27 protein-coding genes are annotated in these 26917 nt (G+C 67.9%); 10 read left to right on the top strand and 17 right to left on the bottom strand.

Annotated elements, in window-relative coordinates:
• Nucleotides 1-18: 18 nt before the first annotated feature.
• The 3 genes from N2L00_RS15760 to gap form a co-directional block, all read right to left on the bottom strand.
• Nucleotides 19-1071: a CU044_5270 family protein gene (locus N2L00_RS15760; protein ID WP_255862253.1), complete on the bottom strand. Its 1053-nt coding sequence runs from the start codon at nt 1069-1071 to the stop codon at nt 19-21.
• Nucleotides 1037-1633, bottom strand: a complete 597-nt coding sequence (locus tag N2L00_RS15765; protein ID WP_255765456.1) for an RNA polymerase sigma factor — start codon at nt 1631-1633, stop codon at nt 1037-1039. Before N2L00_RS15765 ends, N2L00_RS15760 begins: the two co-directional genes overlap by 35 nt.
• Nucleotides 1634-1785: 152 nt before the next feature.
• Nucleotides 1786-2793 carry a type I glyceraldehyde-3-phosphate dehydrogenase gene (gene gap / locus N2L00_RS15770; RefSeq protein WP_255765457.1) on the bottom strand — a complete coding sequence of 336 codons (1008 nt, stop codon included), beginning with the start codon at nt 2791-2793 and terminating at the stop codon, nt 1786-1788.
• 96 nt (nt 2794-2889) lie between these two features.
• Between gap and N2L00_RS15775 the strand changes: the two genes are divergently transcribed.
• Nucleotides 2890-4095 (top strand): ROK family protein, encoded by a 1206-nt coding sequence (locus N2L00_RS15775; protein ID WP_255765458.1) that lies wholly within the window; start codon nt 2890-2892, stop codon nt 4093-4095.
• Between the two features lie 10 nt (nt 4096-4105).
• Here N2L00_RS15775 and N2L00_RS15780 read toward each other — a convergent pair whose 3' ends face one another.
• The gene (locus N2L00_RS15780; RefSeq protein WP_255862252.1) at nt 4106-4516 is read right to left on the bottom strand and encodes a VOC family protein; all 411 of its coding nucleotides are present in this window, start codon (nt 4514-4516) and stop codon (nt 4106-4108) included.
• Nucleotides 4517-4753: 237 nt separating this feature from the next.
• Nucleotides 4754-5200: a hypothetical protein gene (locus N2L00_RS15785; RefSeq protein WP_255862251.1), complete on the bottom strand. Its 447-nt coding sequence runs from the start codon at nt 5198-5200 to the stop codon at nt 4754-4756.
• Nucleotides 5201-5502: 302 nt separating this feature from the next.
• Between N2L00_RS15785 and N2L00_RS15790 the strand changes: the two genes are divergently transcribed.
• Complete coding sequence (locus N2L00_RS15790; protein ID WP_255862250.1) at nt 5503-7008, top strand: long-chain fatty acid--CoA ligase; 1506 nt, start codon at nt 5503-5505, stop codon at nt 7006-7008.
• A 53-nt stretch (nt 7009-7061) separates the two neighbouring features.
• A complete protein-coding gene (locus N2L00_RS15795) occupies nt 7062-8399 on the top strand; it encodes an MFS transporter (protein WP_255765463.1) in 1338 nt (445 codons plus the stop codon).
• A 123-nt stretch (nt 8400-8522) separates the two neighbouring features.
• Here N2L00_RS15795 and N2L00_RS15800 read toward each other — a convergent pair whose 3' ends face one another.
• Nucleotides 8523-8975 (bottom strand): MarR family winged helix-turn-helix transcriptional regulator, encoded by a 453-nt coding sequence (locus N2L00_RS15800; RefSeq protein ID WP_255765464.1) that lies wholly within the window; start codon nt 8973-8975, stop codon nt 8523-8525.
• A 176-nt stretch (nt 8976-9151) separates the two neighbouring features.
• On the opposite strand from N2L00_RS15800, the gene N2L00_RS15805 reads away from it, so the two are divergent.
• From N2L00_RS15805 to N2L00_RS15820, 4 genes are read left to right on the top strand one after another with little or no spacing between them, the layout of a single operon-like run.
• Nucleotides 9152-10096: an SDR family NAD(P)-dependent oxidoreductase gene (locus N2L00_RS15805; protein ID WP_255862249.1), complete on the top strand. Its 945-nt coding sequence runs from the start codon at nt 9152-9154 to the stop codon at nt 10094-10096.
• A gap of 14 nt (nt 10097-10110) precedes the next feature.
• Nucleotides 10111-11040 (top strand): amidohydrolase family protein, encoded by a 930-nt coding sequence (locus tag N2L00_RS15810; RefSeq protein WP_255765466.1) that lies wholly within the window; start codon nt 10111-10113, stop codon nt 11038-11040.
• Nucleotides 11037-12233: an acyl-CoA dehydrogenase family protein gene (locus N2L00_RS15815; protein ID WP_255765467.1), complete on the top strand. Its 1197-nt coding sequence runs from the start codon at nt 11037-11039 to the stop codon at nt 12231-12233. Before N2L00_RS15810 ends, N2L00_RS15815 begins: the two co-directional genes overlap by 4 nt.
• A gap of 40 nt (nt 12234-12273) precedes the next feature.
• Complete coding sequence (locus N2L00_RS15820) at nt 12274-12750, top strand: MaoC family dehydratase (protein WP_255862248.1); 477 nt, start codon at nt 12274-12276, stop codon at nt 12748-12750.
• A gap of 26 nt (nt 12751-12776) precedes the next feature.
• Here the strand turns inward: N2L00_RS15820 and N2L00_RS15825 are convergent, their stop codons facing one another.
• The 6 genes from N2L00_RS15825 to N2L00_RS15850 form a co-directional block, all read right to left on the bottom strand.
• Nucleotides 12777-13004 carry a hexameric tyrosine-coordinated heme protein gene (locus tag N2L00_RS15825; RefSeq protein ID WP_227920259.1) on the bottom strand — a complete coding sequence of 76 codons (228 nt, stop codon included), beginning with the start codon at nt 13002-13004 and terminating at the stop codon, nt 12777-12779.
• A gap of 154 nt (nt 13005-13158) precedes the next feature.
• Nucleotides 13159-13941: an ABC transporter permease gene (locus N2L00_RS15830; RefSeq protein ID WP_255765469.1), complete on the bottom strand. Its 783-nt coding sequence runs from the start codon at nt 13939-13941 to the stop codon at nt 13159-13161.
• Nucleotides 13941-14762 (bottom strand): ABC transporter permease, encoded by an 822-nt coding sequence (locus N2L00_RS15835; protein ID WP_255862247.1) that lies wholly within the window; start codon nt 14760-14762, stop codon nt 13941-13943. Before N2L00_RS15835 ends, N2L00_RS15830 begins: the two co-directional genes overlap by 1 nt.
• Nucleotides 14759-15610, bottom strand: coding sequence for an ABC transporter ATP-binding protein (locus N2L00_RS15840; RefSeq protein WP_255862246.1), 852 nt, complete (start codon nt 15608-15610; stop codon nt 14759-14761). The genes N2L00_RS15835 and N2L00_RS15840 overlap by 4 nt, the downstream gene beginning before the upstream one ends.
• Entirely contained in the window at nt 15611-16672 is a 1062-nt protein-coding gene (locus N2L00_RS15845; RefSeq protein WP_255862245.1) for an ABC transporter substrate-binding protein, read from the bottom strand. It lies immediately after the preceding gene.
• A 150-nt stretch (nt 16673-16822) separates the two neighbouring features.
• The gene (locus N2L00_RS15850; RefSeq protein ID WP_255862244.1) at nt 16823-17977 is read right to left on the bottom strand and encodes a glycosyltransferase family 9 protein; all 1155 of its coding nucleotides are present in this window, start codon (nt 17975-17977) and stop codon (nt 16823-16825) included.
• Between the two features lie 290 nt (nt 17978-18267).
• Between N2L00_RS15850 and N2L00_RS15855 the strand changes: the two genes are divergently transcribed.
• Genes N2L00_RS15855 through N2L00_RS15865 form a run of 3 tightly spaced genes read left to right on the top strand, consistent with a single transcriptional unit; the run spans nt 18268 to nt 22174 of the window.
• Nucleotides 18268-19710, top strand: coding sequence for an aldehyde dehydrogenase (locus tag N2L00_RS15855; protein WP_255862243.1), 1443 nt, complete (start codon nt 18268-18270; stop codon nt 19708-19710).
• Complete coding sequence (gene rfaE2 / locus N2L00_RS15860; protein WP_255862242.1) at nt 19707-21281, top strand: D-glycero-beta-D-manno-heptose 1-phosphate adenylyltransferase; 1575 nt, start codon at nt 19707-19709, stop codon at nt 21279-21281. Before N2L00_RS15855 ends, rfaE2 begins: the two co-directional genes overlap by 4 nt.
• Nucleotides 21278-22174, top strand: a complete 897-nt coding sequence (locus N2L00_RS15865; protein ID WP_255862241.1) for a glycosyltransferase family A protein — start codon at nt 21278-21280, stop codon at nt 22172-22174. Before rfaE2 ends, N2L00_RS15865 begins: the two co-directional genes overlap by 4 nt.
• Before the next feature lie 4 nt (nt 22175-22178).
• On the opposite strand, the gene N2L00_RS15870 is transcribed toward N2L00_RS15865, so the two are convergent.
• The 5 genes from N2L00_RS15870 to N2L00_RS15890 form a co-directional block, all read right to left on the bottom strand.
• On the bottom strand, nt 22179-22541 hold the full coding sequence (locus tag N2L00_RS15870; protein WP_255765477.1) for a hypothetical protein: 363 nt from the start codon (nt 22539-22541) through the stop codon (nt 22179-22181).
• A gap of 76 nt (nt 22542-22617) precedes the next feature.
• Complete coding sequence (locus N2L00_RS15875; RefSeq protein WP_255867189.1) at nt 22618-23136, bottom strand: hypothetical protein; 519 nt, start codon at nt 23134-23136, stop codon at nt 22618-22620.
• A gap of 95 nt (nt 23137-23231) precedes the next feature.
• Nucleotides 23232-24590, bottom strand: a complete 1359-nt coding sequence (locus N2L00_RS15880) for an MATE family efflux transporter (RefSeq protein ID WP_255862239.1) — start codon at nt 24588-24590, stop codon at nt 23232-23234.
• A 10-nt stretch (nt 24591-24600) separates the two neighbouring features.
• The gene (locus tag N2L00_RS15885) at nt 24601-25893 is read right to left on the bottom strand and encodes an MFS transporter (RefSeq protein ID WP_255862238.1); all 1293 of its coding nucleotides are present in this window, start codon (nt 25891-25893) and stop codon (nt 24601-24603) included.
• Complete coding sequence (locus N2L00_RS15890; RefSeq protein WP_255862793.1) at nt 25890-26822, bottom strand: DUF4031 domain-containing protein; 933 nt, start codon at nt 26820-26822, stop codon at nt 25890-25892. Before N2L00_RS15890 ends, N2L00_RS15885 begins: the two co-directional genes overlap by 4 nt.
• Nucleotides 26823-26917 lie beyond the last annotated feature (95 nt).

Below are 26917 nucleotides of genomic sequence, written 5' to 3' on the forward strand. Positions count from 1 at the left end.
GCAAGGGGTTCCGGCAAACTAGGGCGCCGAATCCACCACGGAGGCGGTGATTGCGGTCCAAGCAGTCACGGTGCCCGCCGGGACCCCTTTGTCCTCCCTGAGCTGCACCTCCCGCTCGCCGATCACGTGGCCGGACGCCGGGTCGATGATGATTTCCATCCTGGCCCGGTAATTGCTGCTTTTCATTCCCAGGGAGACTCCGGTCCGCCCGTCCAACGTGGCCTCGCGGTCCACCACGGACACTCCCGGAATCAGCGCAATGGCCTGGTAGATCACAGCACGCAGGTCCGCAGGAACGGCTCCCGTACGCAGGATATTCGCGAAGGCCATGAAGGCTTCGGCCTCCGTGTTCCAGTGGTTGCCCTCTGTTTGTGCATAGATCATCTTCAACAATTCGTCCGGGTCGCGGGGGGCGCTTTTAATCACCTCGTTCAGCGACATATCGTTGAGGACATACCAGTCGGAGCCGCCCCATTGCCCGCCGGGTGCACGCAGCACTTCGCCTTCCATCGGCATTCCGAAGGCCCGCCTTTCCGCCGCCATCCTCTCGGACGCCTGCCGCGAACCTTCGCCGAAGAATTGCACCGGTGCGCTGGGCTCCGAGGCCCAGACCCATTCCCCGGTCCTATCGGCCGGCACATACATCTGCCGGTCCATACTGGCTAGCCACCGGTGAGTAGCGTCATTTGCGGGCCCGCGCTCGAACATCATTATCACGCCGGTGGTTTCGATCTTCAGGTACTGGCCTGGCTGGACTACGGGATCAGACATGTTGATCGCGGCTGTCGCCGCAGCGTTGAGGACCAAGGCCGCCTCCGCCGTCGCACCCGCGCGTTCATTGGCTCCGACAACGTCCACCGCCACGAGCGTTGCAACGAGCGCCGCAGCCGCGGCGGAGGCCAACAGAGTGCGGCGCCAGGGCCGCCGGGCGTGCACCGGGCCCGCCGCGCGACGGGAGGATTCCTCTTCCGCGGCCTTTTGCATCAGTTTCTCCCGCCCGGCGGCCAGGACGGCCGGGAGTACCGTTCCGGTGCTGTTACGCGTTGTGCGGAGCAGGTGCAGTTCGTCCATGATCACTGTCCATATCGTCGAAAAGGGCAAAGCCGAGGTCGGCCCGGAGCTTGCGCCGGGCACGGTTGATGCGGGAGCGGACGGTGCCGATAGGCACGCCGGTGGCGGTGGCGATTCCGTCGTAGGTCAGGTCCGCCCACGCGTAGAGGAGGATGGCTTCCCGCTCGATCGGTGCCAGCGCATGCAGGGCCGCACCGATCCGGGACCGGTCGCCGTCGGCATCCACTTTCGCGTCCACCGCATCGAGCCCGTCCGCGGAGTGTCCGCGGCCGCCGTTTCGGGCCAGGGCACGCAGCATGCGCGCTTCGGCGCGATGGTGCCGGCGCAGCAAATTGGTGGCGATGCCGAAGAGCCAGGGCCGCACGGCTTCGGCCGGCCCGTCAAAGCCGGCCCGGCCTTCGAAGGCGACCAGGAAGGTTTCCGCCATCACGTCTTCGGCAGCAAAGTCACCGGCACGGCGGGCCGCGTACCGGTAGATGTCCGGCGCGTGCCGGTCATAGAGTTCCCCGAATGTGGCGGGGGCGCTCCGCGACCGCTCCACAATCTCTTTGTCTGTGTTCACACCCTGTAATGCCCGCTCACCGCAAATGGTTCACGGTTCCCCCGATTTTCTTTTCGTCTTTCCCCTGTTTCAGCAACCTGCACATTAAACGACGACGGCGCCGCCCGGACTCACAGGGAGTCCGGCGCGGCGCCGTCGTGCGTTGTTGCTTGTTAGAGCTTGGAAGCAACCAGTCCGGTCAGGTCGACCAGGCGGTTGGAGTAGCCCCACTCGTTGTCGTACCAGCCGACGATCTTGACCTGGTTGCCCATGACGCGGGTCAGGCCGGAGTCGAAGATGCAGGAGGACGGATCGCCCACGATGTCCGAGGAAACGATCTCGTCCTCGGTGTAGGTGAGGATGCCGGCCCAGCGCGGATCCTGTGCAGCCTTGGCGTAGGCGGCGTTGATCTCCTCGACCGTGGCTTCCTTTTCCAGCGTGACGGTCAGGTCGGTGACGGAACCGGTGGGGACGGGAACGCGGATGGCGAAACCGTCCAGCTTGCCCTTCAGTTCCGGCAGGACCAGGCCGATGGCCTTGGCGGCACCGGTGGAGGTGGGAACCATGTTCAGGGCTGCGGCGCGGGCGCGGCGCAGGTCCTTGTGCGGGCCGTCCTGCAGGTTCTGGTCTGCCGTGTAGGCGTGCACGGTGGTCATGAGGCCCTTTTCGATGCCGAAGGCGTCGTTCAGGACCTTGGCCAGCGGGCCCAGGCAGTTGGTGGTGCAGGAAGCGTTCGAGATGACGTCGTGCTTCTCGGCGTCGTAGTCGCCGTCATTCACGCCCATGACCACGGTGAACGCGTCACCCTTGGCCGGTGCGGAAACCAGGACCTTCTTGGCGCCGGCGGAGATGTGCTTGCGTGCATCCTCGGCGTTGGTGAAGAAGCCGGTGGATTCGATGACGATGTCCACGTTGAGGTCGGCCCAGGGCAGGTTGCTGGGATCGCGCTCAGCGAAGACCTTGATGGTGTGGCCGCCGACCACGAGGTTTCCGTCTTCGACGGTGACCTTCTCGGCCAGGCGTCCGGCTACCGAATCGTACTTGAGCAGGTGGGCCAGCTGCGCGGGGTCGCCAAGGTCGTTGACTGCGACAACCTCGAACCCTTCGCCGTGCTGCAGGGCTGCCCGCAGGTAATTGCGGCCAATCCGACCAAAACCGTTGATTCCGACGCGTACCGTCACTGGTGCCTCCTTGATGCTGAAACTAAATTTAGGAACTAAATTTATTGTCTCCTATAATTATGCTGTTATTACCGCCACACGTCAAAGGGCACTTCCATGGACGCCTCAGCAAACACTCCGCAGCTACTGCGCCGCACCAACCTGCGCGCGGTGCTGGAGGTGCTCCGTGCTGCCCCCTCCGTCACGGGCACCGACCTGATCAACGCCACCGGCCTGACCCGCGCCACCGTCATTGCCGTGTGTGATGACCTGATTGCCCGGGGCTGGGCCCGGGAAACGGAGTCCCCGCGCATCGACCGGCAAAAAGGCCGGCCCGCCCGCCGGTTCGAATTCAACGAAAGTGCCGGCTATGTCCTGGGGCTCGACGTCGGCATCGCCACCGTCCGGGTACTGGTCGCCGACCTCGCGGGCGCCGTCGTCGGCGAATCGGAGGCACGGTTCCCGCGTCACGGCGGCGAACCGGAACAACGACGGCGCGTGGTCACCGAGGCCGTCGATGCCGCCCTGCAGGACGCAGGGATTTCCCCGTCGGCCGTGCTGTGCGCGGGGATGGGCATCGCCGCGCAGGTCACCGGCGCCGGCGACGTCGCCCCGGGGCAGGAGGTGGCGCCGATGTTCGATCTCGGACTGAGCACCATCTTCAGCGATTCCCGCGGCTGGCCGCTGCTCGTGGAAAACGATGCCAAGCTGGCAGCCCTCGCCGAACGCTGGCGCGGGGTCGGCGCGGGCGAAAACGACCTGGCGGTGATCCTGGCCGGCGAGCGCCTCGGCAGCGGCATCATCGAGTCCGGCCGCCTGCTGCACGGTGCGACCGGCGGCACCGGCGCCATGGGTGCGCTGGACCTGGTGGAAGGCGTAGGCAACGAGGACGGCATTGCCAAGCTTGCCCGCCTTTGGGGCAGTGCCGCACTGAAGGAAGGGCACAACGGCCGCATCCGCGAACTCGTGGGACCGGATACCAACCGCGCCTCGGCCCGGCTGGTGTTCGAAGCGGCCGAGGCCGGAGACCCGGTGGCCGAAGAAATCCTGGACCGGATTGCCCGCCGGATGGCCCGGGTACTGGCACTGGTGTCCTCGTTCTTCGATCCTCGGCTGATCGTGATCGGCGGCGCGGTGGCGGCGTCGGCCACTGCCCTGCTGCCCGCCATGACGCGTGAGCTGAACGGGTACGTGGTGAAACCGCCCCGGGTCGCCGTTTCGAACCTGGGCACCATGCTGGTGCCCACCGGTGCGGTGCGCCTGGCCCTGGACTACGTGGAAACCCACCTCCTGGACCTGGTGCCCGAGCCGCGCCGGGAGTAGGGCCGGGAGGCTACCGCAGTTCCTGGATCCGCAGCTGATTGCCCGCCGGGTCCCGCAGCGCGCAGTCCCTCGCTCCCCAGTCCTGCTCCATGGGCTCCTGGACCACCTCCGCTCCGCCGGCGACGGCGCGCTCGAATGCCGCGTCCAGATCGGCAGTTGCCAGCATCATCCCGGCATAGGTGCCCTTGGCCATCATTTCCTCGATGGTCCTGCGCTCGGCGTCAGTGATGCCGGGGTCCGCTGCGGGCGGTTCCAGCACAATGGAAGTTCCCGGCTGGTCCGGCGGCCCCACCGTGATCCACCGCATGTCGCCGTAGCCGACATCGTTGCGGACCTCGAAGCCCAGCACGTCGCGGTAGAACGCCAGCGAAGCATCGGGATCGGTCTGGGGAAGAAATACCGCATTGATGGAGATGCCCATCGGGCTCACCCTCTCTGGGACGGCGAAAACCGCCCTTTCCTGATCGGTCGTTGCACGGTGCGCCTCACGCACGATTCCTGATCGGTTTGTCCGCCGGCCCTTTTTGCCATGGTTCCACTTCAGGGCGCGGCAGGATACCGAAAACCGCGCGATGAACTTCAAGAACACGAGCGAACCGGTCGCTCGACACACAAAAAGGGCCGGGTGCCGCTGCACCCGGCCCTTTGACTGCGGAAACTACGCGGGGGCCGATCCGTCCCCGCTTTGGTTCTCCGCGTCCGCATCCGGTCCGCCGTCGTGGTGGCCGCCGTCATGGTGCCGGCCGTGGTGGCGGCCGTGGTCGTCGTACCGGCCTTCACCCTCCTCGGCGTCCGGGTCCTTCTGCTCGGGACCTTGGCCGTCCGGACCCTGTTCCGCCTCGCCGTCGGCGTCCCGGCGTTCCTCGTCCCGGGTGTCCTGCTCGTCCTGCTCGTCCTGCTTGTCCTGGGTGTCCTGCTCGTCGAAGAAGTCCCGGCTCTCGTTGTCCCCGGCATCCTGTTCCTGGGCGGTGGAGCCGACCTGCTCAAACTCCGGGTTCTCCGCTACGGCGGTACCCGCAAAAAAACTGGCAACCAGCAGGCCCACACCGGCAAGGGCACCGCCGCCCCAGACGATGACTTTCCGAGCTCCGCTGCCTATACCCATGGTGCTGTTTCACCTCCGAATAAGTGGTTTGCTGACGGTTACCATCCTCGAACTTGTTGCTTTGAGAATTCTCAAAAGCAGCTGAGGGCCAGCGGCACGCGCACCAGGGAGATGCCGGCGGCGGGATTCAGCCCGTTGATATCCGGCCCCTCGCCAGCATTCCAGTCAGGCCTCGGTCATCTTCGACCGCGCCGGGCGCCCAACGCCTTCGCCGTCGTCCGCATCAACAATCATTGACTTTATCAATAGATTGCTGTTCCAATGGTTTTTGATGTGAACTAGCTCACGACAAAGGAGTCATGGTGAATCTGGGAATTGGTTCCTGGCCGGCACGGCGGGCAAAGGTACGCCCGCATGATCCGGCGATCGTGTTCGAGGGTCGCGAGTGGAGCTACGCGGACGTGGACCGCCGCGTCCGCCAGCTGGCCAATGCCCTGCTCAACGCCGGGATCCGCCGCGGAGACCGCGTGGCCTACGTCGGCTTCAACCATCCGGCCCTGTTGGAAACCTTCTTTGCCGCCGGCCTGATCGGCGCCGCCTGCGTCCTGGTCAATCCGCGCCTGCGGCAGGCCGAGGTGGACTACATCCTGCGCGACTGCGGCGCCAGGGCCGTGGTCTACACCGATGAGCAGCGGGAGAACATTGAACAGCTCGCCGCGGAGCTCGACGTCGACCGGTGGCTGAGCGTGGACGGCGGCGGGCCGGGAACCGGGTTCGAAGACTTCCTCTCCGCCGGCAGCGAGGATCCGGTGCCGGACGGCGTCGAGATGGAGGATCTCGCCCTGATTATGTACACCTCCGGCACCACCGGCCGGCCGAAGGGCGCGATGCTTTCGCACCAGAATCTGTTCTACCAGTACGTAAACGCGCTGATCGGCGTCGATCTGCGGCAGGACGAGGTGCACCTGGCCGTGGCGCCGCTGTTCCATATTGCCGGGTTGAACATGATGACCCTGCCCGCCTTCACCCTGGGCGGCCGGATCATCATCCACCGCTCCTTCAAGCCGGACGCCGTACTGCGCGAAATCGCCGCTTCCCGAGTCACCTCCTCCTTCATGGTTCCGGCCATGCTCGATGCACTCAGCGAGCACCCCGGGTTTGCCGATGCGGATTTGTCCTCGGTTCGTGGATTCATGGTGGGAGGATCACCGGTCCCCGAACGGATGATCCGCACCTGGGCGGGCAAGGGGGCGGCCATCATGCAGGGCTTCGGCATGACGGAGACCGGTCCCGGGGTGTGCATGCTCGAGGCACGTGACGGCGTTACGAAAGCCGGCTCAGCGGGCCGTTCGCATTTCTTCACGGAGCATCAGGTGGTGGATTTCGACGGCAAGCCCGTGCCGCCGGGTGCGCCCGGAGAAGTGATCGTCCGGGGCCCCAACGTGATGTCCGGTTACTGGAACAAGCCGGAAGAAACCGCCAAGGCACTTGCTGACGGTTGGTATCACTCCGGTGACATCGCCGTCGTGGACGAAGACGGATACATGTACATCAAGGACCGGATCAAGGACATGTACATTTCCGGCGGCGAGAACGTTTATCCCGCCGAGGTGGAAAACGCGCTGCTGAACATCCCCGGCGTCCGGGATGCAGCGGTCATCGGCATCCCCGACTCGAAGTGGGGCGAAACCGGATTGGCCTTCATTGTCCTGGCCGACGGCGACTCCCGCACCAGCGAGGACCTCCGCGCCCAGCTGGGCCAGCGGCTGGCCACCTACAAGCTGCCGCGCCGGATCAACGTCGTTACCGAGCTTCCCCGCACCGCGACCGGCAAGATCCAAAAGCACGTCCTGCGTGCCGGTGCCTGAGCAGGGCACCGGCCCGCAACCCCGCTATCCATCACTCCCCTTCGAAGGAAACCATGTCATCCGCTCCTGACGCTCCGGCCGCCCCGGCGCTGCGCACCGGAAAGAACGAGGCCCGCCGGGTCATTCTCTCCAGCTACCTCGGCTCGACCATCGAGTTCTACGACTTCCTGCTTTACGCCTCCGCCTCGGCACTGGTGTTTCCGCATGTCTTCTTCACCAACCTGGATCCGCTGGCCGGCACCATCGCCTCCTACGGCACCTTCGCCGCCGGCTATCTTGCCCGGCCGCTGGGCGGTGCCGTGTTCGGGCACTTCGGTGACCGGCTGGGCCGCAAGAAGATGCTTATTCTGTCGATGCTCATCATGGGCATCGCCTCCACCCTGATCGGCCTGATCCCCAGCGCCAACACCATTGGTTCCTGGGGCGCCGTGATCCTGATCCTGCTGCGCGTCTGCCAGGGCATTGCCGTAGGCGGCGAATGGGGCGGAGCCGCCCTCATGGCACTGGAGCACTCAGCGAAGGGGAAACGCGGATTCGCCGCCTCCTTCACCAATGCCGGAGCCCCCACCGGTGCGGCCCTCGGCACGTTCATCCTGGGCCTCTTCGCCTCCATGCCGGAGGACCAGTTCCTGTCCTGGGGCTGGCGGGTTCCGTTCCTGCTCTCGGCGCTGCTCCTTGTGGTGGGACTCTTTGTACGTTCCCGCGTTTCCGAAAGCCCCATTTTCAAGGCAGCCGTGGAAAAGGAAGCAGCCGATCAGGGCTACGCCAAGCCCAAGCTGCCGATCCTGCAGGTGCTGCGCCGGCCGCGTGCGTTGATCTTCACCATGCTCGGCGGAGCCTCGGGCTTTGCCCTGCAGGTATTCCTGGCCACCTTCGCCGTGAGCTACGCCGTCGAACACGGAGCCGAGCGCCAGTCGGTCCTCTACGTCTTCGCCGCCGCTTCCATCCTCAGCGTCGCGTTCGTGGTGGGTATGGGCCGGCTCTCCGACCGGCTGGGCCGCCGTCCGGTCATGGTCGCCGGCCTGGTGCTGTTCATCGCCATGATCTTCCCGATGTTCTCCTGGCTGTCGACGGGCAACGTCTGGCTGATCTTCGCCGTCTTTATGCTGGGCTTACTCTTCCATGCCGCCATTTACGGACCGCTGGCCGCGTTCATCTCCGAACAGTTCGGCACCACCGCCCGGTACACCGGTGCGTCCCTGGGCTACCAGTTCGCCACCCTGCTCGGTGCCGGCTTCACACCCGGCATCCTGTCCTCGATCTATGCCTCCAGCGGCCGGGACACCGGGCCCGTGGTCTGGTACCTGGCCGGAATGGCACTGATCAGTGCCATCTTCATCCTGCTGACCCGCGAATCCAAGGACTATGACCTGGAGACGCACGAGCACTGACCCCGCCTCAAAACGGTGCCGCATCCTCCGCTGCTAGAGGATGCGGCACTACGGCGTCCAGCTCCCCGCTTCAGGGGTCCGCCCCGGAAGCGGGATGACACTCCCCGGCCCAGCCCGCGGCAGCTAGAAAGCGACCTGCTGCAGCAGCCGGCGGAGTTCGTCCTGTTCGGCGGCGGAGAGCTGCGCCATGGAGGCCGCTGTGGCTCCGACCACTGCCTCCCTGGCCCGCGCATACAGCTCGTCTCCGTCCTTGGTGGGCGCAATGACCTTTGAGCGGCGGTCCCGGGGGTCGGTCTGGCGTTCGACGGCGCCGCGGCTCTCCAGCTCGTCGATGATGGCCACGATCTGGCTGGGATCCAGCACCAGGAACTGGCTCAGCTCCCGCTGTGTTGGCGCCGCTCCGCTGCAGGCCAGGGACAGCACGGAGTAGTGGCGCACCTTCAGGCCGAGGTCGGCCAGCCGGCGGTTGGCCTCGGCCGAGCCCATGGACGCGGCGCGGGCCATCAGGAAGACGGGTTCGGCACCGAGATCGGTAGCGGCGAAGCGGGCGGCAACGCCGTCAGGGAAGGTGCTCATGGAGTGTTTGATCCTTCGGCAGGGGCACGGTCAGAACCCCATCCTAGGAGATAGTCGCTTCTCCCAATAAGTGAGGATATTAACTGTTGACTTTTTCAATGATATGCCGTGGAATGGGAACACCGCCGCAACGTGGCCGCAGTCACATGCGGCCGGCCTGAGCAAAGGAGCTTCGCATGACCACTGAATCCACTGGTGCACTCGCCGGAAAGGTCGCCGTTGTCACCGGCTCCGGCCAGGGCCTCGGGCTGGCCTACGCCGCCGAACTCGCCCGCCAGGGCGCCGCCGTCGTTATCAATGACGTGGTCCAGGAAACAGCAGACCGCGCCGTCGAAATGATTACTTCCGCCGGAGGCCGGGCCGTCGCCGTCGTCGCCCCGGTAGGCACCACGGAGGCCGCCGTAGCCCTGGTGGAAGGCGCCGTGTCCGCCTTCGGTCGCCTGGACATCCTGGTCACCAACGCGGGTGTGCTGCGGGACAAGTCGCTGCTGAAGATGACGGACGAGGATTTTGACCTCGTGATCCAGGTGCATCTGCGCGGAACGTTCACCTGCGCCCGCGAGGCCTACCGGTATTTCAAGGAAAACAACGTGGCCGGCCGGATCATCACCATCGGCTCCCCCACTGGCCAGTACGGCAACTTCGGGCAGACCAACTACGCCGCCGCCAAGGCCGGCATTGTCGGCATGGTCCGCACCTGGGCGCTGGAAATGCGCAAGGCCGGCGTCACCGCCAACGCCGTCATTCCCGTGGCCGCCACCGCCATGACCGAGACTGTCCCCTACTTCCGCGCCGCCGTCGAGGCTGACCGCCGCGGCGAACCGATGCCGGACTTCTTCCGCAAGGACCTGGGTTTCGGCACCTCCGCCGACGTCGCCGGGCTGGTTGCGTACCTGGCCTCCGACGACGCGGCGGGGATCACCGGGCAGGTCATCGGTGCCGGCGGCGACCGGCTGCAGATCTTCTCCCACCCCGTACCCGTGGTCACCGAATACCGTGAGGGCGGTTGGACGTTTGAGGCCCTGCGCGAGCAGTTCCCGGCACTCCTGGAGGGGAACCTGCAGCCGGTCGGCGAGAAGATGCCTCCGCTGCCTGAAGAGCTCGAACCGCAGGCCCGGTAGGGACGGAGACCGATATGCGCTACGAATACGGCTTGGACCTCGCGTCCCTGGACGCCATCGACATGCACGTGCACATCGAGTGCTCCGACCACGGCCACGCGTCGCTGCCGGCAGCCCTCACCGAGGCGTCGGCCAAGTACTTCAAATCGGAGGACCGCAGCCCCTCCCTGGACACCATCGCCGAGCGGTACCGCGAATGGCGGATGGCCGCCGTCGTTTTCACCGTGGATGCCACCACCGCGCTGGGCCATGAACCGAACTCCATCGAGGAGATAGCCGAGGGCGCGGCACGCAACAACGACGTACTGATCCCCTTCGGTTCAGTGGATCCGCTGCAGGGCAGCCGTGCCGTGGACCGGGCGCGGATGCTGGTGGAGGACTACGGGGTCAAGGGCTTCAAGTTCCACCCTTCGCTGCAGGGCTTCGATCCTTCGGACCAGCAGTTCTATCCGATCTACGAGGCGATCTCCGCCCTGGGCGTCCCGGCCCTGTTCCACACCGGGCAGAACGGCATGGGGGCCGGGCTTCCCGGGGGCTACGGCATCAAGCTTGCGTATTCGAACCCGATGCTGCTCGACGCCGTCGCCGCGGATTTCCCGGAGCTGCAGGTCATCATGGCCCACCCCTCCGTGCCGTGGCAGGACGAGGCCAACTCCATTGCCACCCACAAGGCCAACGTCTGGATCGATCTGTCCGGCTGGTCGCCGAAGTACTTCCCGGAGTCCCTGGTCCGGGCTTCGAACTCGATGCTGGCCGACAAGGTCCTGTTCGGCACCGACTATCCGCTGATCTCCCCGCAGAAGTGGCTGGGTGCCTTTGAGCAGCAGAGTTTCAAGGATGAAGTACGCCCGAAGATCCTGAAGGACAACGCGGTGCGCCTGCTCGGGCTGGATACCGCGGCCGGTGCTGCCGCCGGCGCCGCCAGCGCAGGGGAAAGCGCATGACCGGGCTGCTGACCGAGCCGCGCCTGTACCCGGACTGCGATCCGTTCAACGTCGAGGGGCGGCTGACCGAGGCGGAGAAGGCTCCGCTGCGGCGCCTGCGCCGGGTACTCGAGGACTCAGCCCGGCCGCTGCTGGCGGAATACTGGGAGGCCGGGGAGTTTCCGTACCAATTGGACGGCCCGCTGCGGGAGCTGAACCTGATGGTGCCGGAGGAACTCACCGCGGACGGCGCCGAACCCCGCGCGCTCTACCACGGCTTCCGGATCTTCGAACTGGCCCGCACCGACGCCTCGCTTGCCACCTACTACACCGCGCAGGCCGGGCTGTTCCGCACCGCGTGCCGGGTAGGCGGAACGCCGGAGCAGTTCGCCCAGTGGGATCCATTGATCACCTCCTTTGAGATGACCGGCGTGTTCTGCCTGACCGAGCCCGAGCACGGTTCGGACATTGCCGGCGGGTTGGCGACGTCGGCACGCCGCGACGGCGAGGAGTGGATCCTGGACGGCGCCAAGCGGTGGATCGGCGGGGCGTTCACCGCCGATTACCTGGCCGTCTTCGCCCGGGACAGCGCCGACGGACAGGTCAAGGGGTTCCTCGTGGACCGCGAAGCAGCCGGGGTGCGGCTCGAAAAGATCCGCGGCAAAACGTCTCTGCGGATGATGCAGAATGCCGATATTTACCTCGACGGTGTCCGTGTTCCTGAATCCCGGCGGCTCGGCAATGTGAACTCCTTTAAGGACGTCGCGGCGATGCTGCGGGCCATGCGGTCCGACGTGGCCTGGATTGCCACCGGCATCCAGGCCGGAGCATACGAAGCTGCCCTGCGGTACGTGCGCAGCCGCGAACAGTTCGGCCGGTCGCTGGGCAGCTTCCAGCTGGTCCAGGAAAAACTTGCCCGCATGCTGGGCAACGTCACCGCGTCCCTGAATCTGGTGGCAGGCCTCGCGGAGCGCCAGCAGGAAGGGATTTTCCGGGATGAGGATTCCGCCCTGGCGAAGATGTGGATCAGCCTGCACATGCGTGAAACCGTTGCCCTGGCCCGCGAAGTGGTCGGCGGCAACGGGATCACCCTGGCCACCGACGTCGCCCGTTTCCACGCCGACGCCGAGGCCGTCTATTCCTACGAGGGAACCCACGAAATCAATGCGCTGGTCGTAGGCCGCGCAGTCACCGGCAAGAGCGCCTTCGCCTGACACGCTCCGCCGTATCCGTCCAGCAACCTAGGAGTTTTCCATGACTGAAGCACCCGCCTCCGCCCAGACCGTCGTAGCGTTCGAAGAGGTCAAGGACCTCATTGGCAAGAACCTCGGCACCTCGGCGTACCGCGAGATTACCCAGGGGCAGGTGGACCTGTTTGCCGATGCCACCGACGACCACCAGTGGATCCACGTGGATCCGGAGCGGGCCAAGGACGGCCCCTTCGGCGCCCCGATAGCCCACGGCTTCCTGACGCTGTCACTGCTGATCCCGATGTGGGGCGAGCTGTTCGACGTGACGGGCGTCAAGACAAAGGTCAACTACGGCCTGGACAAGGTCCGCTTCACCTCGCCGGTGAAGGTCGGTTCCCGGATCCGGATGACCGCCGCGATCGCCGAGGTCCAGGAGGTCAAGGGCAACGGCCTGCACGTGGTCGCGGACCTCACCATCGAAATCGAGGGCCAGGAGCGCCCGGCAGTCATTGCGCGGTTCCTCAGCCGGCTGTACGCCTAGGCGGTCGGGGCAGGCGGGCCGGAGGACTACCGCCAGTAGTTGTTCGCGGCCGCAACGGTCGCGAACTCTGTGGCAACCACGTGTGAGGCCGCAATGATGCCGTCCGGGTTGTTGGCATAGGCATCCCGGATGATGTGCTCCGCCTGCCCGTCCGGCTGGATGGCAAAGGCGGTCTGCAGCGCCAGTTGAATGGCCAGCTGCCGGCCTTCCTCCGGGGTGGCGCACTTGAGGGAATTGTTCGGAACAAGCTCCATGGTGTCCGTCCTGTCTTTTCAAAGTCCGCCGGCCTGCCGGCTCGGCGCACGCGGGCGGATACACCCGACGCCAACAGTCTTGCGCCGCGCCGCCCGGCACTCAACCGTTTCCGCGGCTTTGCCCTCCCCCGGAGCCGGGACGGCGGGTGGCAGGCTACGTCCCTGCGCGCTGCTTCAGGGCCGCCTCCACTGCGGCAACCACCGCGTACAGCAGGATCGAGGCCAAGGTCACGGCGACGACGGCGGCCCACACCTGGTCATACCGCGCCCGGGACACCGCGGAGACTATCCCGTAGCCGATTCCCTGCCCCGTGGCGAGCCACTCCGCGAGCAACGCCCCGGTCAGTGCCCCGGGAATGGAGACCCGCAGGGCGGTGAACAGGGCGGGCACTGCGGTCGGCACCGCCACCTTCCGGAAGGCATCGAACCGGCTGCCCCCGTACACCTGCACCACTTCGAGCATGGCCGGTGAGGCGGAGCGCAGGCCGAACACGATGGTGACGAGCGCGGGGAACAGCACCACTATGCCGCCCATCGCGGCCACCGCAGCTTCCTGCCGGCCGAAGACCAGGATGATCATCGGCGCGAGTGCCACCAGCGGCACCGAGCGCAGGAGCATGGCCAGCGGCATCAGAGCGTGCTCCACCCCGCGGAACAGGGTGAAGACACAGGCCGCGGCGAGCGCGGCCAGCATTCCGGCGGCGAACCCCATGCCGGCGTCGAGCAGTGTCTGTCCCAGCTGCCCGCCCACCAGCGCGCGGTTCTCTGCGGCCTCCGGGTCCAGGACCAGGAATGTCCAGACCTCCCACGGTCCCTTGCCGATGTAGGCGGACACGTCGAAAACCTTCAGCAGCCCGATCCAGAGCGCACCAACCACGGCCAGTGACACCGCCAGGCCCAGCAGCATCCGGCCGACGGACCGGACCAGCGCGCCCATCACAGGCCGCCCACCCGGACACCCGGCCCGCCGGAGGCCCACGGAACAGCAAATCGGGACAGGAGCCCCAGCACCGCGTAGGCGGAACCGGCCAGGGCGGCACAGGCACCCGCCACACCCCATACCCGTGCCACTTCCAGGGTCTGCTGCGCGTTGACCATCGCGGGCCCCAGTCCACGGTCCACTCCGCCCACGTACTCACCGAGGATGGCACCAAGCAACGCGGCCGGTGCGGCAATTTTCAACGCAGCCAGGACCGACGGCAGGGCGGCAATGATGCGGACCTTGAGCAACTGATGGATCCGGCGGCCGCCGAACACCGTGACGATGTCCAGGCAGGCACGGTCCGCCGCTTTCAACCCGGCCAGGGCGCTGACCATCGTGGTGAAAAACACCGACAGTGCAGCCAGTGCCACCGCCGTTCCCGAGGACTCTCCGGACCGCGGCGGGCCCAGGACAATAAAGATCACGGGGCCGACGGCGACCACCGGCAGGCAGTAGCTGACGACGGCCAGCTGCGTGGCGAGCTGCTCGAGCCGCGGGACCAACAGCACCAGGAACGCCAGCAGCAGGGCCAGGGCGTTGCCCCACAGATAACCGGCGCCGGCTTCGGCCAGGGTCACGGCGGCATTGCGCCAGTAGAAACCCCATCCGTCGGCCCCCACCTGGGCGAGCACCTCCCACGGGGTCGGGATGGCTCCGGGGCCGCCGTCGCCTGCGGCGCCGATGCCGCTGAGGAAGGTGGCCGCACCCACCCACCAGAGGGCCAGTACGGCAGCCGCGCCGGTGACCCCCACGGCCCACGGCGGCACGCGGGTCATGATGCCTCCGCGGAGGACGGTCCGCCGAAAAGCAGCTCGGAGGCGTGGTCGTGCAGGGCGTGGAATTCGGGGGTCCGCATCATTTGCGGGGTGCGCGGCCGCGGGAGGTCCACGGTGATGACCTCCTTCACGCGGCCGGGACGCGGGCTCATCACCGCCACCGTGTCCGAGAGGAAGATGGCCTCGGAAATTCCGTGGGTGACCATCAGCGTCGTGGCGGGTTTCTCGGTCCAGATCCGCAGCAGTTCAAGGTTCAGGCGCTGGCGGGTCATATCGTCCAGGGCCCCGAAGGGCTCATCCAGCAGCAGTACCGACGGTTTCAGAACCAGCGCCCGCGCAATCGAAACGCGTTGCCGCATGCCGCCGGAGAGCTGCGCGGGCCGGGCCTTTTCGAATCCCTCCAGCCCTACCAGATTGATCAGCTCGCGGATATAAGCGTCATCCGCTGCACGCCCGGCGACCTCCAGCGGCAACCGGATATTCGCGTACACGCTCCGCCACGGCAGCAGCGCCGAGTCCTGGAAGGCGATGCCCAGTTCATGGCCGCGCCGGAGATCCTGGGGCGACTTTCCGTCTACAAGGACTTCCCCGGTGGTCGGTGTTTCCAACCCGGCCAGGATCCGCAGCACGGTGGATTTTCCGCAGCCGGAAGGACCCAGCAGGGAGATGAAGGATCCGCGGTCGGTGACGAGGTTGGTCTCCGCCAGGGCTGTCACCTCTTTCCGCCCCGATCCGAACGTCTTACCGAGATTCGTGAGCCGGATTCCCGTGCCGCTGCCCGGCCGGACGGCTTCCCCGGGTGCTGTGATGCCCGGGGAAGCCGGTGCCAGGGCGTGTTCGGACTGCATCTACTTCAGCTCCGGGTTTTCCTCGTACACCTCGGCCAGGAGGCTCATATCGAACACCTGCTCGGCGGTGAGGTCATATCCGGCCAGTTTCAGGATTTCCAGGTTCTCCGCGATCAGTGAGTCCGAGATGGTGAACAATCCGTTGGCTTCGGTATCCGCGGATACAACAAGCTTGGTGTTCTGTTCCTCGGCCTGCCGGGTCTCCTTGGCCGTGTCCAGGTTCAGGTCCGTGCCGTAGACCTCGACGGCCAGCCGTGCGGACTCCTCGGGGTCGGCGACGGCGTCCTTCCATCCCTGCGCGGTCGCCTTCAGGAATGCCTTGAGTTCCTCCCGGCGGGTTTCAATGGCTTCGTCAGTCGTCACGAAGCTCTCTGCGATGAACGGGAGGCCGTTGTCGGCGAAGGGCAGTACGGCGGTTTGATGCCCGGCCTGCTCCAGTGTCAGCACTTCATTGGTGAGGTAGCCGAAGAATCCGTCCACATCCCCGTTGACCAGCGGCTGCGGGTCATACTGCACCGGGACCTTCTCCACGGAACCGGGATCGATCCCATTGACCTCGAGCAGGGCGTCAAAGAGTGTTTCGTTGACGCCGGCCTGCACTCCGATCCGTTTGCCAACGAGGTCCTCCGGCGTGGTGATGGGCAGGGAATCCAGGGAGATAATGACGAACGGGTTCTTCTGATAGGTGGTGCCGATGATTTTCAGCGGTGCGTCCTGCTCCGCGATAACCGGGGCCACCCCCATGGGGCTGGAGGTTCCCACCAGTGCACCGCCGGAGAGGACCATGGTTTCCGTCGAGGTGCCGCCGGGACCGCCTGCTATGAGGTTCACCTCGGAGAAGCCCGCATCCGCGTAATAGCCCTTCTCCTCGGCGAAGTACTCACCGGCGAATTCGGCGTTCTTGATCCAGGACAGGTTCACGTCCAGGGTGTCGTACTCCGCGTCCCCGGCGTCGGCAGACCCGCCGCAGGCGGTGACCATCAGAAGGCTGGACGCGGCGAGTGTGCCGAGCAGGATTCGTGTATTCGCGGCGCGTGTGCGCAGCCGGGGCAGGACGTTCATGGGTACCGCTTTCAGTAGGTGCGGGGTGATGAATCCCGAGCCTACGAACGCTTTGTTTCTGCGGCGGACACCCCCTGTTACGGTGCGGTATCGCTCCGTTACGGTGCCGTAAACTCCCTCTCCTCCGCTGGCATCAAGGGGATCCCGGCGCTACCCCAGCAGCTCGTCGACGTCGGCCCACACATCTGCGGTCCGCACTTCCGCCACAAACGAGTCATCGTGTTCGCACCGCTCCGCCGTCCAGCCGACCTGCGTGACGTCCGCCTTGCAGACGGGGCACTCCGACACCCAGGACATGTGCACCCGGTGCCGGGTGCGGCCCATCGCCCCGGCGTTGACGACGTTGCCGAACCAGTAGATCCCCACCGTGGCCGCGCCAACCGCCTGCGCCAGATGCCGGGGCCCGCTGTCATTGCCCACCATCACCGCACTGGCCTGCAGCAGGGCACCGAGCGTGCCGATGCCCAGTTCGCCGGCGAGTGAGCGGACGGGCGCATCGGGTCCGGCCTCGGCGAGCGCAAGGTCCACAACCTCGTGCGCGAGGCCCCGGTCGGCGTCGTCGCCCACCACCACAACCTGGCAGCCCCGGGCGGCGGCGCGCACCGCCACCTCCGCGAAGCACGACGCCGGCCACCGCCGCCGCGGGTCCGTGGCCCCAGGGTGCAGGGTCACCAGGTTCCGGCCCGGCAATACCAGGGCCCGCGCCGCTGCTGCTTCTTCGGGCAGGACGGGCAGCTGCGCGTCCAGGCTGACGGGGGCGGCCCCGGCGAGCCCGGCCACTTCCAGGGCCCGGAAGACCTCGTGCTGGTAGTAGACGTAGGGAATGCTCCGCTCCAGGGCAGCAGCATCGGGGGTGCGGGTCCCCACTGTGTGCCGTGCCCCCAAGCGGAGCAGGAAGGGGTTCGAATTCCGGCCGCCCCCGTGCACCTGTACTGCCAGATCGAACCGCTCCCGCTGCATCCGGGCCAGGAATGCCTCAACGGCCGCCGGGTCCGCCGGTCCGGAGGCAATGCCGGGGGCGGCGGGCAGGACCTCCACCCGCTGCACCGGCCCGGGCCGGTCCGCCAGCAGGGCGGCGTGCAGTGCAGTACCAAGCAACGTGATGGACGCGGACGGATAGGCGGCGGCGAGCGCTTCGACCGCAGGCAGGGCGAACATCAGGTCCCCCAGCCCTCCGCCGCGCAGCACGGCGATTTTCTTCACCGCCGGAAAGGGTGCGGCCAGGGGGCCGACACCGCGGACGAGCCCCGCCCGGTCGCCAGGCGGGTGCAGCGGCCCGCGCTGTTCCGTGGTCTGCTGCTTCATTGGGCTTCCTTTCGCCGAGGACGCGCGTGCCGCGCCGGTCTGCCCTGTGGGCACTCACCATAGGTGCTGGCGACGCCGGACCCAAGGGAGATGCCTACTCCAGTTGGCCGCGGCGGATCGCGGTCCGAACGACCAGAAGGCTCCGGCAATATATGCCGCTGACGGCATACGTCCGTCGAGGCGGCCGGAACCCCGTGCCGCCGCCTGCAGCCCCGCACCTGCTTTCCGCGCCTGTCTGAATCCGCCGGAAACGGGGTATGGGAGCTATACAACGCGCGACAAGGAGCAGCATGTCCACCACCATCCAGCCGCCGGCTCTCCGGCCCGCCTCCCCGATGCACCCCGCCGGTTCCCCCGAGCCGCTCACCATTTTCGATCCCCGGGACGGAACGCCGGTGGGTCGGGTGGAGCAGGACGGACGGGCCGGCATCCGCGCCGCCGTGGCGGCAGCCCGCGGCGCCCTGCCCGGGTGGGCGGGCACCGACCCCGCAGAGCGGGGGCGCCTCCTGCGCGCCGCCGCCGCTGCCCTGGAGCTGCGGGCCGCCGAACTGGCCAAGTGGAACACCCGTGAGACCGGACGGCCCGGGACCGAAGCCCTTGCCGGGGTGCAGGCCGGGGTGGCCGCATTGGAGCAATACGCCGAACTTGGCCCTGTGCACCGGGGGCATAGCCTCCGCGGTGCATCGCTGGCTGCGGACTACACGGTAGCCGGGCCTCGCGGCGTCGCCGTCGTGCTGACTCCGTGGAACGACCCGGTGGCCGTCGCCGCCGGGTTGATCGGCGCGGCGCTGGTCACCGGAAACACGGTGATTCACAAGCCCAGCGAGCGTTCTCCCCACACCGGGAAACTGCTCGGGGAGATCCTCGCTCCGCTGTTCCCCGCCGGTGTCCTCACCACGGTCACCGGCGGCCCGGACGCGGGTGCCCAGCTGACCATGGAGGCAGGGGTGGACGTCCTGGCACACGTGGGTTCCAGTGCGGCCGGCGCCAGGATTGCCCGGGCGGCTGCCCTGACGGGAGCCCACGTCATTCTCGAGAACGGCGGCAACGATCCGCTGCTGGTTGATGCAGATGTGGATCCGCGATGGGCGGCCGGACAGGCAGCTGTCGGGGCATTCAGCAACAGCGGACAGATCTGTACCTCGGTGGAGCGCATTTACGTTCACCGCAACATCGCGGATGCGTTCTGCGCCGAGCTGATGGCCGAAGCGCGGCGGCGCAACCGCGCGCACGCGGTCGCGCCGCTGGTGGATACCCGGCTCCGCGACACCGTGCACCATCAGGTCACCCAGGCGCTGGGCCGCGGTGCCACGGTTGCGGAGGGCGGCGCATTACCGGAAGGACCCGGAGCCCACTACCCCGCGACCGTCCTGCTGAACTGCTCGGCGGGGATGGAGGTCTTCGATGCCGAAACATTCGGCCCGGTGGCCGCCGTGCAGGTGGTGGACAGCTTCGACGAAGGGCTCGCCCTCGCCGCTGCGGGGTCCTACGGGCTGGCCGCCACGGTCTTGACGGGCAGCATTGCCCACGCGCAGCAGGCAGTGGCTGGCCTGGACGTGGGCACGGTGAAGATCAACGCCGTGTTCGGCGGCGCCCCGGGCGGTTCGGCACAGCCCCGGCGCCGGAGCGGCCGAGGATTTGGCTACGGCCCGGAACTGCTGGACGAGTTCTCCCTCGTAAAGGTGGTCCACGTCGGCTCTCCGGGCACCGCGGCACCGGGAATACCGGAGTGACGGACTTCCGGAACCCCGGGGAGGTCCGCAGCCTCGCTCCCGGGCTCCCTGATCGCCTCGCGGCCGCCTCCCTGTGCATAGCGGTCATCGGCGATGTGATGCTGGACGGCTGGTGGTCCGGGGTCACCGAACGGTTCTGCCGCGAGGCCCCGGCTCCCGTGGTGGATGTGCAGCGGAAAAACTACGCACCCGGCGGTGCGGGAAACACCGCCATGAACCTGCAGGCGCTCGGAGCACGGGTCCGGCTCGGCGGACTGACCGGCACCGACGCCGCCGGTGACCGGCTGCGCGGCATCCTGGCAGAGGCAGGCGTGGACCTGCGCGGGATGGTGCGGCACCCCGACGCGCAGACCGCCACGAAGGACCGGATTGTCGCCGCGGAACAGGTCCTGTTCCGGCTCGACGACGGCGGGCGGTTCCCGCCGGAGGCAGAAGAACTGCTGGCGGCTTCCGTGCCTGCACTGCTGGAGGGCGCCGATGCATTGGTGGTCTGCGACTACGGCACCGGGCTGCTGCACGGGGCCGTCCGCGACGCCCTGGTGGCACTGCGCGGCGGCCGCCTCACCGTCGTGGACGCCCACGACGCCGCGGGCTGGGCCCATCTGTCCCCCGACCTGGTCACGCCGAATGCCGCCGAAGCCGCGCAACTGCTGGGCGGGTCAAAGTCGCTGGGGCATGACCGGGCGGCAGCGGTTCGGACCGCTGCACCGGCCCTGCTCGCCGCCGCCGGTGCGGCAGCGGCAGCCGTCACCCTGGACCGCGACGGCGCGGCCGTGATCGGCGCGGACGGCGGGTTCCACCGCACCTGGGCGCGTCCCGCCGCCGAAAAACAGGCGTCGGGAGCAGGCGACACCTTCGTTGCCTGCCTGACGCTGGCCCGGGCCGCAGGCCTGCCCCTGTCCACCGCCGCGGACCTGGCGCAGAACGCCGCCGATATTGTGGTCCAGCGGCCCGGCACCTCCGTCTGCAGCACCGCCGACCTGGAAAAGCATCTGGACAGCTTTGCCGACACGGCACTCAGCCAGGCCGATCTCCTGGCCCGGACCGCCGTCGAACGTGCCGCCGGGCGCAGGATTGTCCTGACCAACGGCTGTTTCGACGTCCTGCACCGCGGGCACACCCGGTACCTGAACCAGGCCAAACAGCTCGGCGACATCCTGGTGGTCGCCCTGAACAGCGACGCGTCCGCCCGACGGCTGAAAGGACCGGGCCGTCCCATCAATCCCGTCCATGACCGGGCCGGAATCATTGCCGCGCTCAGCTGCGTGGACTACGTGACCGTGTTCGACACGGACACGCCGATTCCGCTCATCCGGGAGCTGCGCCCGGATATTTACGCCAAGGGCGGGGACTACTCCGCCCAGATGCTGGCTGAAACCCCGGTGGTGGAGGAGTGCGGCGGCCGGGTGCTGATCCTGGACTACGTTTCCGACCACTCCACCACTGCGCTGGTGTCCCGGATCCGGTCCGGCGGCACCGGGAATGGTCCCGGCGCGACTGAGGGAAACCCCGCGGGCAACGGCGGCTCGGAAGCAACCGCAGGCGGGAACGGCCCCGGGATCCCGCCGTGACGCGCCGCTGGTCCGGGGACTGGGCCCGCCCACCCGATGCGGGCAGTGCGATGGCGGTGGACGTGCTGATTCCGACCCGCAACCGGCCGGCCGAACTCGCGGTCACCCTCGCCGGGCTGGCCGCACAGGACGGGCCGGACTTCGCCGTCGTCATCAGCGACCAAAGCACCGACGTCCCGTCCTGGGACCATCCCGCCGCCGAAGCGATGGTCCGGGTCCTGCAGGCGCAGGGCCGCCCGGTCCGGTTGCTGAGGCACCTGCCGGCCCGGGGGCTGGCCGAACAGCGGCACTTCCTGCTTGGGCAGGCCGTCGCGCCGCTGGTCCTGTTCCTGGACGACGACGTCTGGCTGGAACCGGACATGCTGGCCCGGCTGACGGCGGCCCTGGCGGCGTCCGGCGGCGGGTTTGTGGGGGCGGCCGTCCAGGGGCTGTCCTACCTCGCCGACCGGCGGCCCGAGGAACAGCAGCCGTTCGAGGCCTGGGAGAACGGACAGGTGCAGCCGGAGCGGATCCGCCGCAACCAGCCGGGCTTCTCGCGCTGGACCCTGCACAACGCCGCGAATCTGGCACATGTGGCGTCCGGACTCGGGATTCCGCCGGGAGAATGGCGGCTGTACCGGATCGCCTGGGTGGGGGCGTGCGTCCTCTATGACCGGCAGGCCCTGCTTGCGTGCGGCGGCTTCGGGTTCTGGGACCAGCTGCCGCCGGGGCACGCCGGGGAGGACGTGGCCGCCCAGTGGCGGGTAATGGAGAGGTTCGGCGGCGCCGGAATGATTCCCTCCGGCGCAGTGCACCTGGAGTCGCCGACCACGGTTACCGACCGGTCCGCTGACGCTGCCGAGCTCATTCTGGGCACCGGCGGGTGCGACCCGTCCAGCGGACGGGAGATCTAGCTGCTCAGGCGGTGGGATCCGCGGGCCGGGGCGAATCGTCCTGATCCGTTGCGGGCGCGGTTGGCTTGCCCACGTTTCCCGCACCGCCCGGGATCTTTGCCGAACTGCGGTGGACACCCGAACCCTGGCTTAGGTGCTCGGGGTTCGGCTTCTCCGTCATCAGCAGCAGCGAAGAGACCAGCAGCGACGCGATGAACGCAATGCCGACGGCAATGAGCCCGAGGTCGAACCTCAGTTCCTGCTCCGCTCCCCCGGTGGCGAAGATCATGGTGGCAATGCCGGCAATCAACGCCAGCACGGCAGAGAAAATCAGCGGTGCCTTAACGGAGTTCCGCCTCTGCGGTCCACCGGTTGAGCTGTTCGCCACTATGATTGCCTCCTGCTGCGTTGGGGTGGCGCGGATCGGAGCGTAGATGCACCGCGCGCGTTACCTAGTTTACGGCCTATGCCTGCTCGTCCACGGCTGCACGGGAATCATGCCGGGCGCCCAGGGCGGAAATGGCCACGATCACCGCAATGATGATCGCCGCGCCACCGGTCACGCCGAGCAAGGCGCGGACACCCAGGCTGTAGACGAGCGGCACCAGGATGCCGGCCCCCAGGGCGGCGGCACCGGTGATCAGCCAGTCACGGGCCGGCAGGAAGCCGCTGCGGTTCCGGACCCAGAGGATGATTTCCAGGGCTCCCCCGAGGATGAGGGCGGCGGCAGCCGCGGCCCGGAATGCCTCGGCCGAGGCGAAGACCAGCGTGGCCGCACCGGCCAGAACGTAGGCGGCGGCTTCAACCAGCAGGAAAGCCCGAACGTTGCCGTGTCCGCGTGCCGCGGTGAGCATGGGCCAGAGTGCGACGCCGGTGAGCAGCAGATACGTGCCGCCGGCAACCACCAGGACGGGCTCGGTGGGGTCCTGCCAGAACACGGTCAGCACGCCGTAGACTGCTGCGACCATTGAACGGACCAGCATGGGTCCCCAAGGTGCTCCGGGATTGGATGCGCCCACTGCAGAGCCTCCGCTTTCACTTTTGCGTCATTTCGGTGGCCGGTTGGCCACCGTCAAGCTTAGTCGCTCCCTGCTCCGGCCCGGGCACCGGTCACCATCCAGGCGTCCCGCCGGGTCCGCCAGGACAAGGTGATTCCGCGTGCGCTCATGTAGCCAAGGGCAAACGCCGCCCACAACCAGGCGATCCCCCCGGCGCCGGACAGCCCCGCAGCGTGCACCCAGATCAGCAGCGGCAGATAGGCGGCCAGGTTCAGCACGCCGGTGAGGGCCAGGTATCTGGCGTCCCCCGCCCCGATCAGCACGCCGTCCAGCACAAACACCAGACCGCAGATCGGCTGCGAAACCGCGAGGACCCAAAGCCCGGCGGTCATGGCCTGCTGCACTCCGGCGTCGCTGGTGAAGAGCACCCCTGCCACCGGCGCCACCAGCGCCAACAGGGCCCCGGTGATGACGCCGAAGCCCACACCCCACACAATCATCCGCCGGGTCAGCGCGCGGGCCGTCACGGTATCTCCGGCTCCCAGTTCCTTCCCGATCATTGCCTGCGCCGCGATGGCCAGGGCGTCCAGCGCGAACGCCAGGAAGGTAAACACGGTCATGACCAGCTGGTGGGCCGCGAGGGATTCCGGCCCCTGCGCGGTGGCAACCAGGACGGTCGCGAGCACCGCGGCACGCAGGCTCAGCGTCCGCAGCATCAGCCACGAACCCACGTGGGCGGTGGCCCGGATCCCCGACACTGCGGGAAGCAGGGGTACGCCTTGGGAGCGTGCCATCCGCGCCACCGCGATCAGGTAGAACACCGCCATGCCCCACTGCGCGATGCTGGTGCCCAGGGCAGATCCCGCCACGGACAGGGAGAACCCGTAGACCAGCAGGTAATTCAGCCCGATGTTCACGGCGAAGCCGGCCGTGGCAACCACCAGCGGGGTGCGGGTGTCCTGCAGCCCGCGCAGGACGCCGGTGGCGGCCAGGACCACCAGCATCGCGGTCAGGCCGGGCATTGAAAAGCGCAGGTAATCGACGGCGTAGCGGTGCACGTCACCGGTGGCACCCATGGCACTGCACAGCTGTGGAGCGAAGAGGTACCCCGCGGTCGAAAGCACGGCGCCCAACAGGACGGCCAGGGCAATGCCGTCCCGTCCCGCGGCGAGCGCCTCAGGCTGCCGGTTGCCGCCGAGGTAGCGCGCCACCGTGCCGGTGGTGGAATAGGCCAGGAAGACCATCAGCCCGACGGCGGTCTGCAGCACCGTGGAGGCGAGGCCCACGCCGGCCAGCTGGGCCACGCCGAGGTGCCCGACAATGGCGGAATCCGCCAGCAGGAACAGGGGTTCGGCAATCAGTGCGCCCAGCGCCGGGAGGGCCAGGGCCAGGATCCGGCGGCTGAGCCGCCGGGAGGAAAGGTCGGCTTCGGTCTTCACACCATCCAGCCTACGTTTTGCGTCCGTTGTCCGGTGCCGCTGCGGCGGGGTCCGCCGCCCCGGCGCCGCCGTCGTCGTTGCTGCGCAGGACCAGGACGGCCGCCAGTGCCGCCGCCAGCAGCAGCACGCCGACAAAAACCACCAGGAACAGCCAGCCGCCCTGCTGGAAGTAATAGCCGCCCACCCAGCCCAGCAGGCTGGACCCGGTGTAGTAGAAGAGGTTGTAGAGCGAGGAGGCCTGTGCCCGCCCCTCCCGGGCGAGTAGCGGAGTCCAGCCGGAGGCAATGGAATGCGCGGCGAAGAAACCGGCGGTGAAGACGAGCAGTCCGGCCACGATGGCCGGAAGGTTCTCGGCCAGCGTCAGGGCAAGACCCACGGCCATGGCACCGAGGGACAGCAGCAGCACCGGCTTCCGCCCGCCGCGAAGCCGGGCCGCAAGGGTACCGGCGGCCCGGGAGGACCAGGTTCCGGCGAGATAGGCGAGGAACAGGGAGCTGGCCAGGCTCTGGGGCAGCCCGAAGGGCGGCTCGCCCAGCCGGAAACCCAGGTAGTTGTAAACCGCCACGAACCCGCCCATCAGCAGGAAGCCCTGTGAATACAGGGCCAGCAGCCGCGGGCTGCGAAGGTTCGCCGCCAGCCGCGCAGCCAGGCCGTGTCCGGAGGCGGCACGGCGGACGGGCAGAAAACCGTGCTGGCGGGGTGCGGTGAGCATAAAAACGACTGCGGCTCCGGCTGCCAGGAGACTCACCGCGGCTACACCCACCCGCCAGTTCACCAGTTCCGCCAGGGGCGCGGCCAGGATCCGGCCCGCGAGACCGCCGATGGTGGTGCCCGAAACGTAGGTCCCGGCCGCCACTGCGGCATGCAGCCTGCTCACTTCCTCGCTGAGGTAAGCCAGCGCCACCGCCGGAATCCCGCCCAGCGCCGCCCCCTCAAGGAAGCGGAGTCCCAGCAGCATCGGCAGATTGGGGCTGAGCGGAACGGCCAGGCCCAGCACCACGGCGGCCAGGATTGCCAGGCGCATGGCCGGCAGCCGGCCGAACCGGTCCGCTGCGGCGGACCAGGGAATCACCGTGACGGCGAGTCCGAGGGTGGCTGCGGAAACCGTCAACGCCGCCGACGAGGCGGAGATACCCAGATCGGCAGCGAGTTCGGGCAGGACTCCCTGCAGGGAGTACAGCTGGGCGAAGGTAGCCACACCGGCCGCGGCCAGTCCCACCAGGACGCCGCGGTAGCCGGGGCTGCCGCGCCGGTGCCCGGTGAACTGGCCGCTGGACCCGGGCGCGTCATCGCGTCTCGTCATGGCTGGTCCGTTGCCGCGTCCCGGGCCGTGCCGGCGGGCGCGGTCCTCGATGCCTCGGACGGGTCTTCCGCCAGTTCCGCGGCCAGGTTGCGGCGGGCCCGTTCCTCCCAGAGCTGCCGGCCGGCGGGCGTCCGGTAGAGCGGATCGGCTGCGGCAAGCTGCCGGACCACCCGGCGTCGTCCGGCAGTGAAGTCATCTGCTGAAAGGTGCGCGTACTCGGCGCGGACCGCCTGCAGGTAGGCGGCATAGCCCGCCGGGTCGCGGGCCAGCACGGCTAGGTCCGCGTCCGTGAGCAGCGCGCCGTTGCCGTCCGCCGGAGCCGGATCGTGGCTGGCGGTCAGGCGGATCAGCCGTGCGCATTCGGCGGTCTCGGCCGCAGCTACGCCCGCGCCGGAGAGCAGCTGCTCCGCCAGCCGGGCCGAGGCATCCTCATCGGCGCCGGCCCGGCCGGTGTACACGGCGTCGTGGAACCAGGCGGCCAGGGCCACGGGGCGGGGCACTTCGCCGCCGGCAAGCAGGTCCAGGGCCTCCAGGACCTGCAGCAGATGCCTGCGGTCGTGGTAGCGGCGGTGCGGTTCATTCCAGAGCTGGAGCAGGTGTTCGCCCAGCTCCGGGGTCCCGGGAAGCAGCCGGTTCCACCGGTGGCGCAGCGGGGCGGCAAGGGCAGAGGGACGCTCCCTCGCCGGGATCCGGAGCCCGCTGGAGATCAGGATGCGGACCAGGTCGCCGCAGCTGACCGGCACGGCCCCAAGCGACACGAGCGCGTCATAGCGTTCCCGGGGCACGTCGTAGTGGTCGCCGTCGAACGCCCGGTCCGAGATGCCGGCCTCCCGGGTGAACGCGTGCAGCTCGTCCAGCCCGGAGTTGGAGATCAGGTGCGAGAAGAGGGTGTTGTGCGCCGGCCACATCGGCGGATCGATGTAGATCATGGACGCCGGGTTTCCGGCTGCAGCAACAGCATCCTGTATGTCTATCGCACCCGGGGCAGCAATTTCCATGCGGCAGCGCATCCGTCGGACCGCCG

Source organism: Arthrobacter sp. zg-Y1171 (assembly GCF_025244845.1).
GTDB lineage: Bacteria > Actinomycetota > Actinomycetes > Actinomycetales > Micrococcaceae > Arthrobacter_B.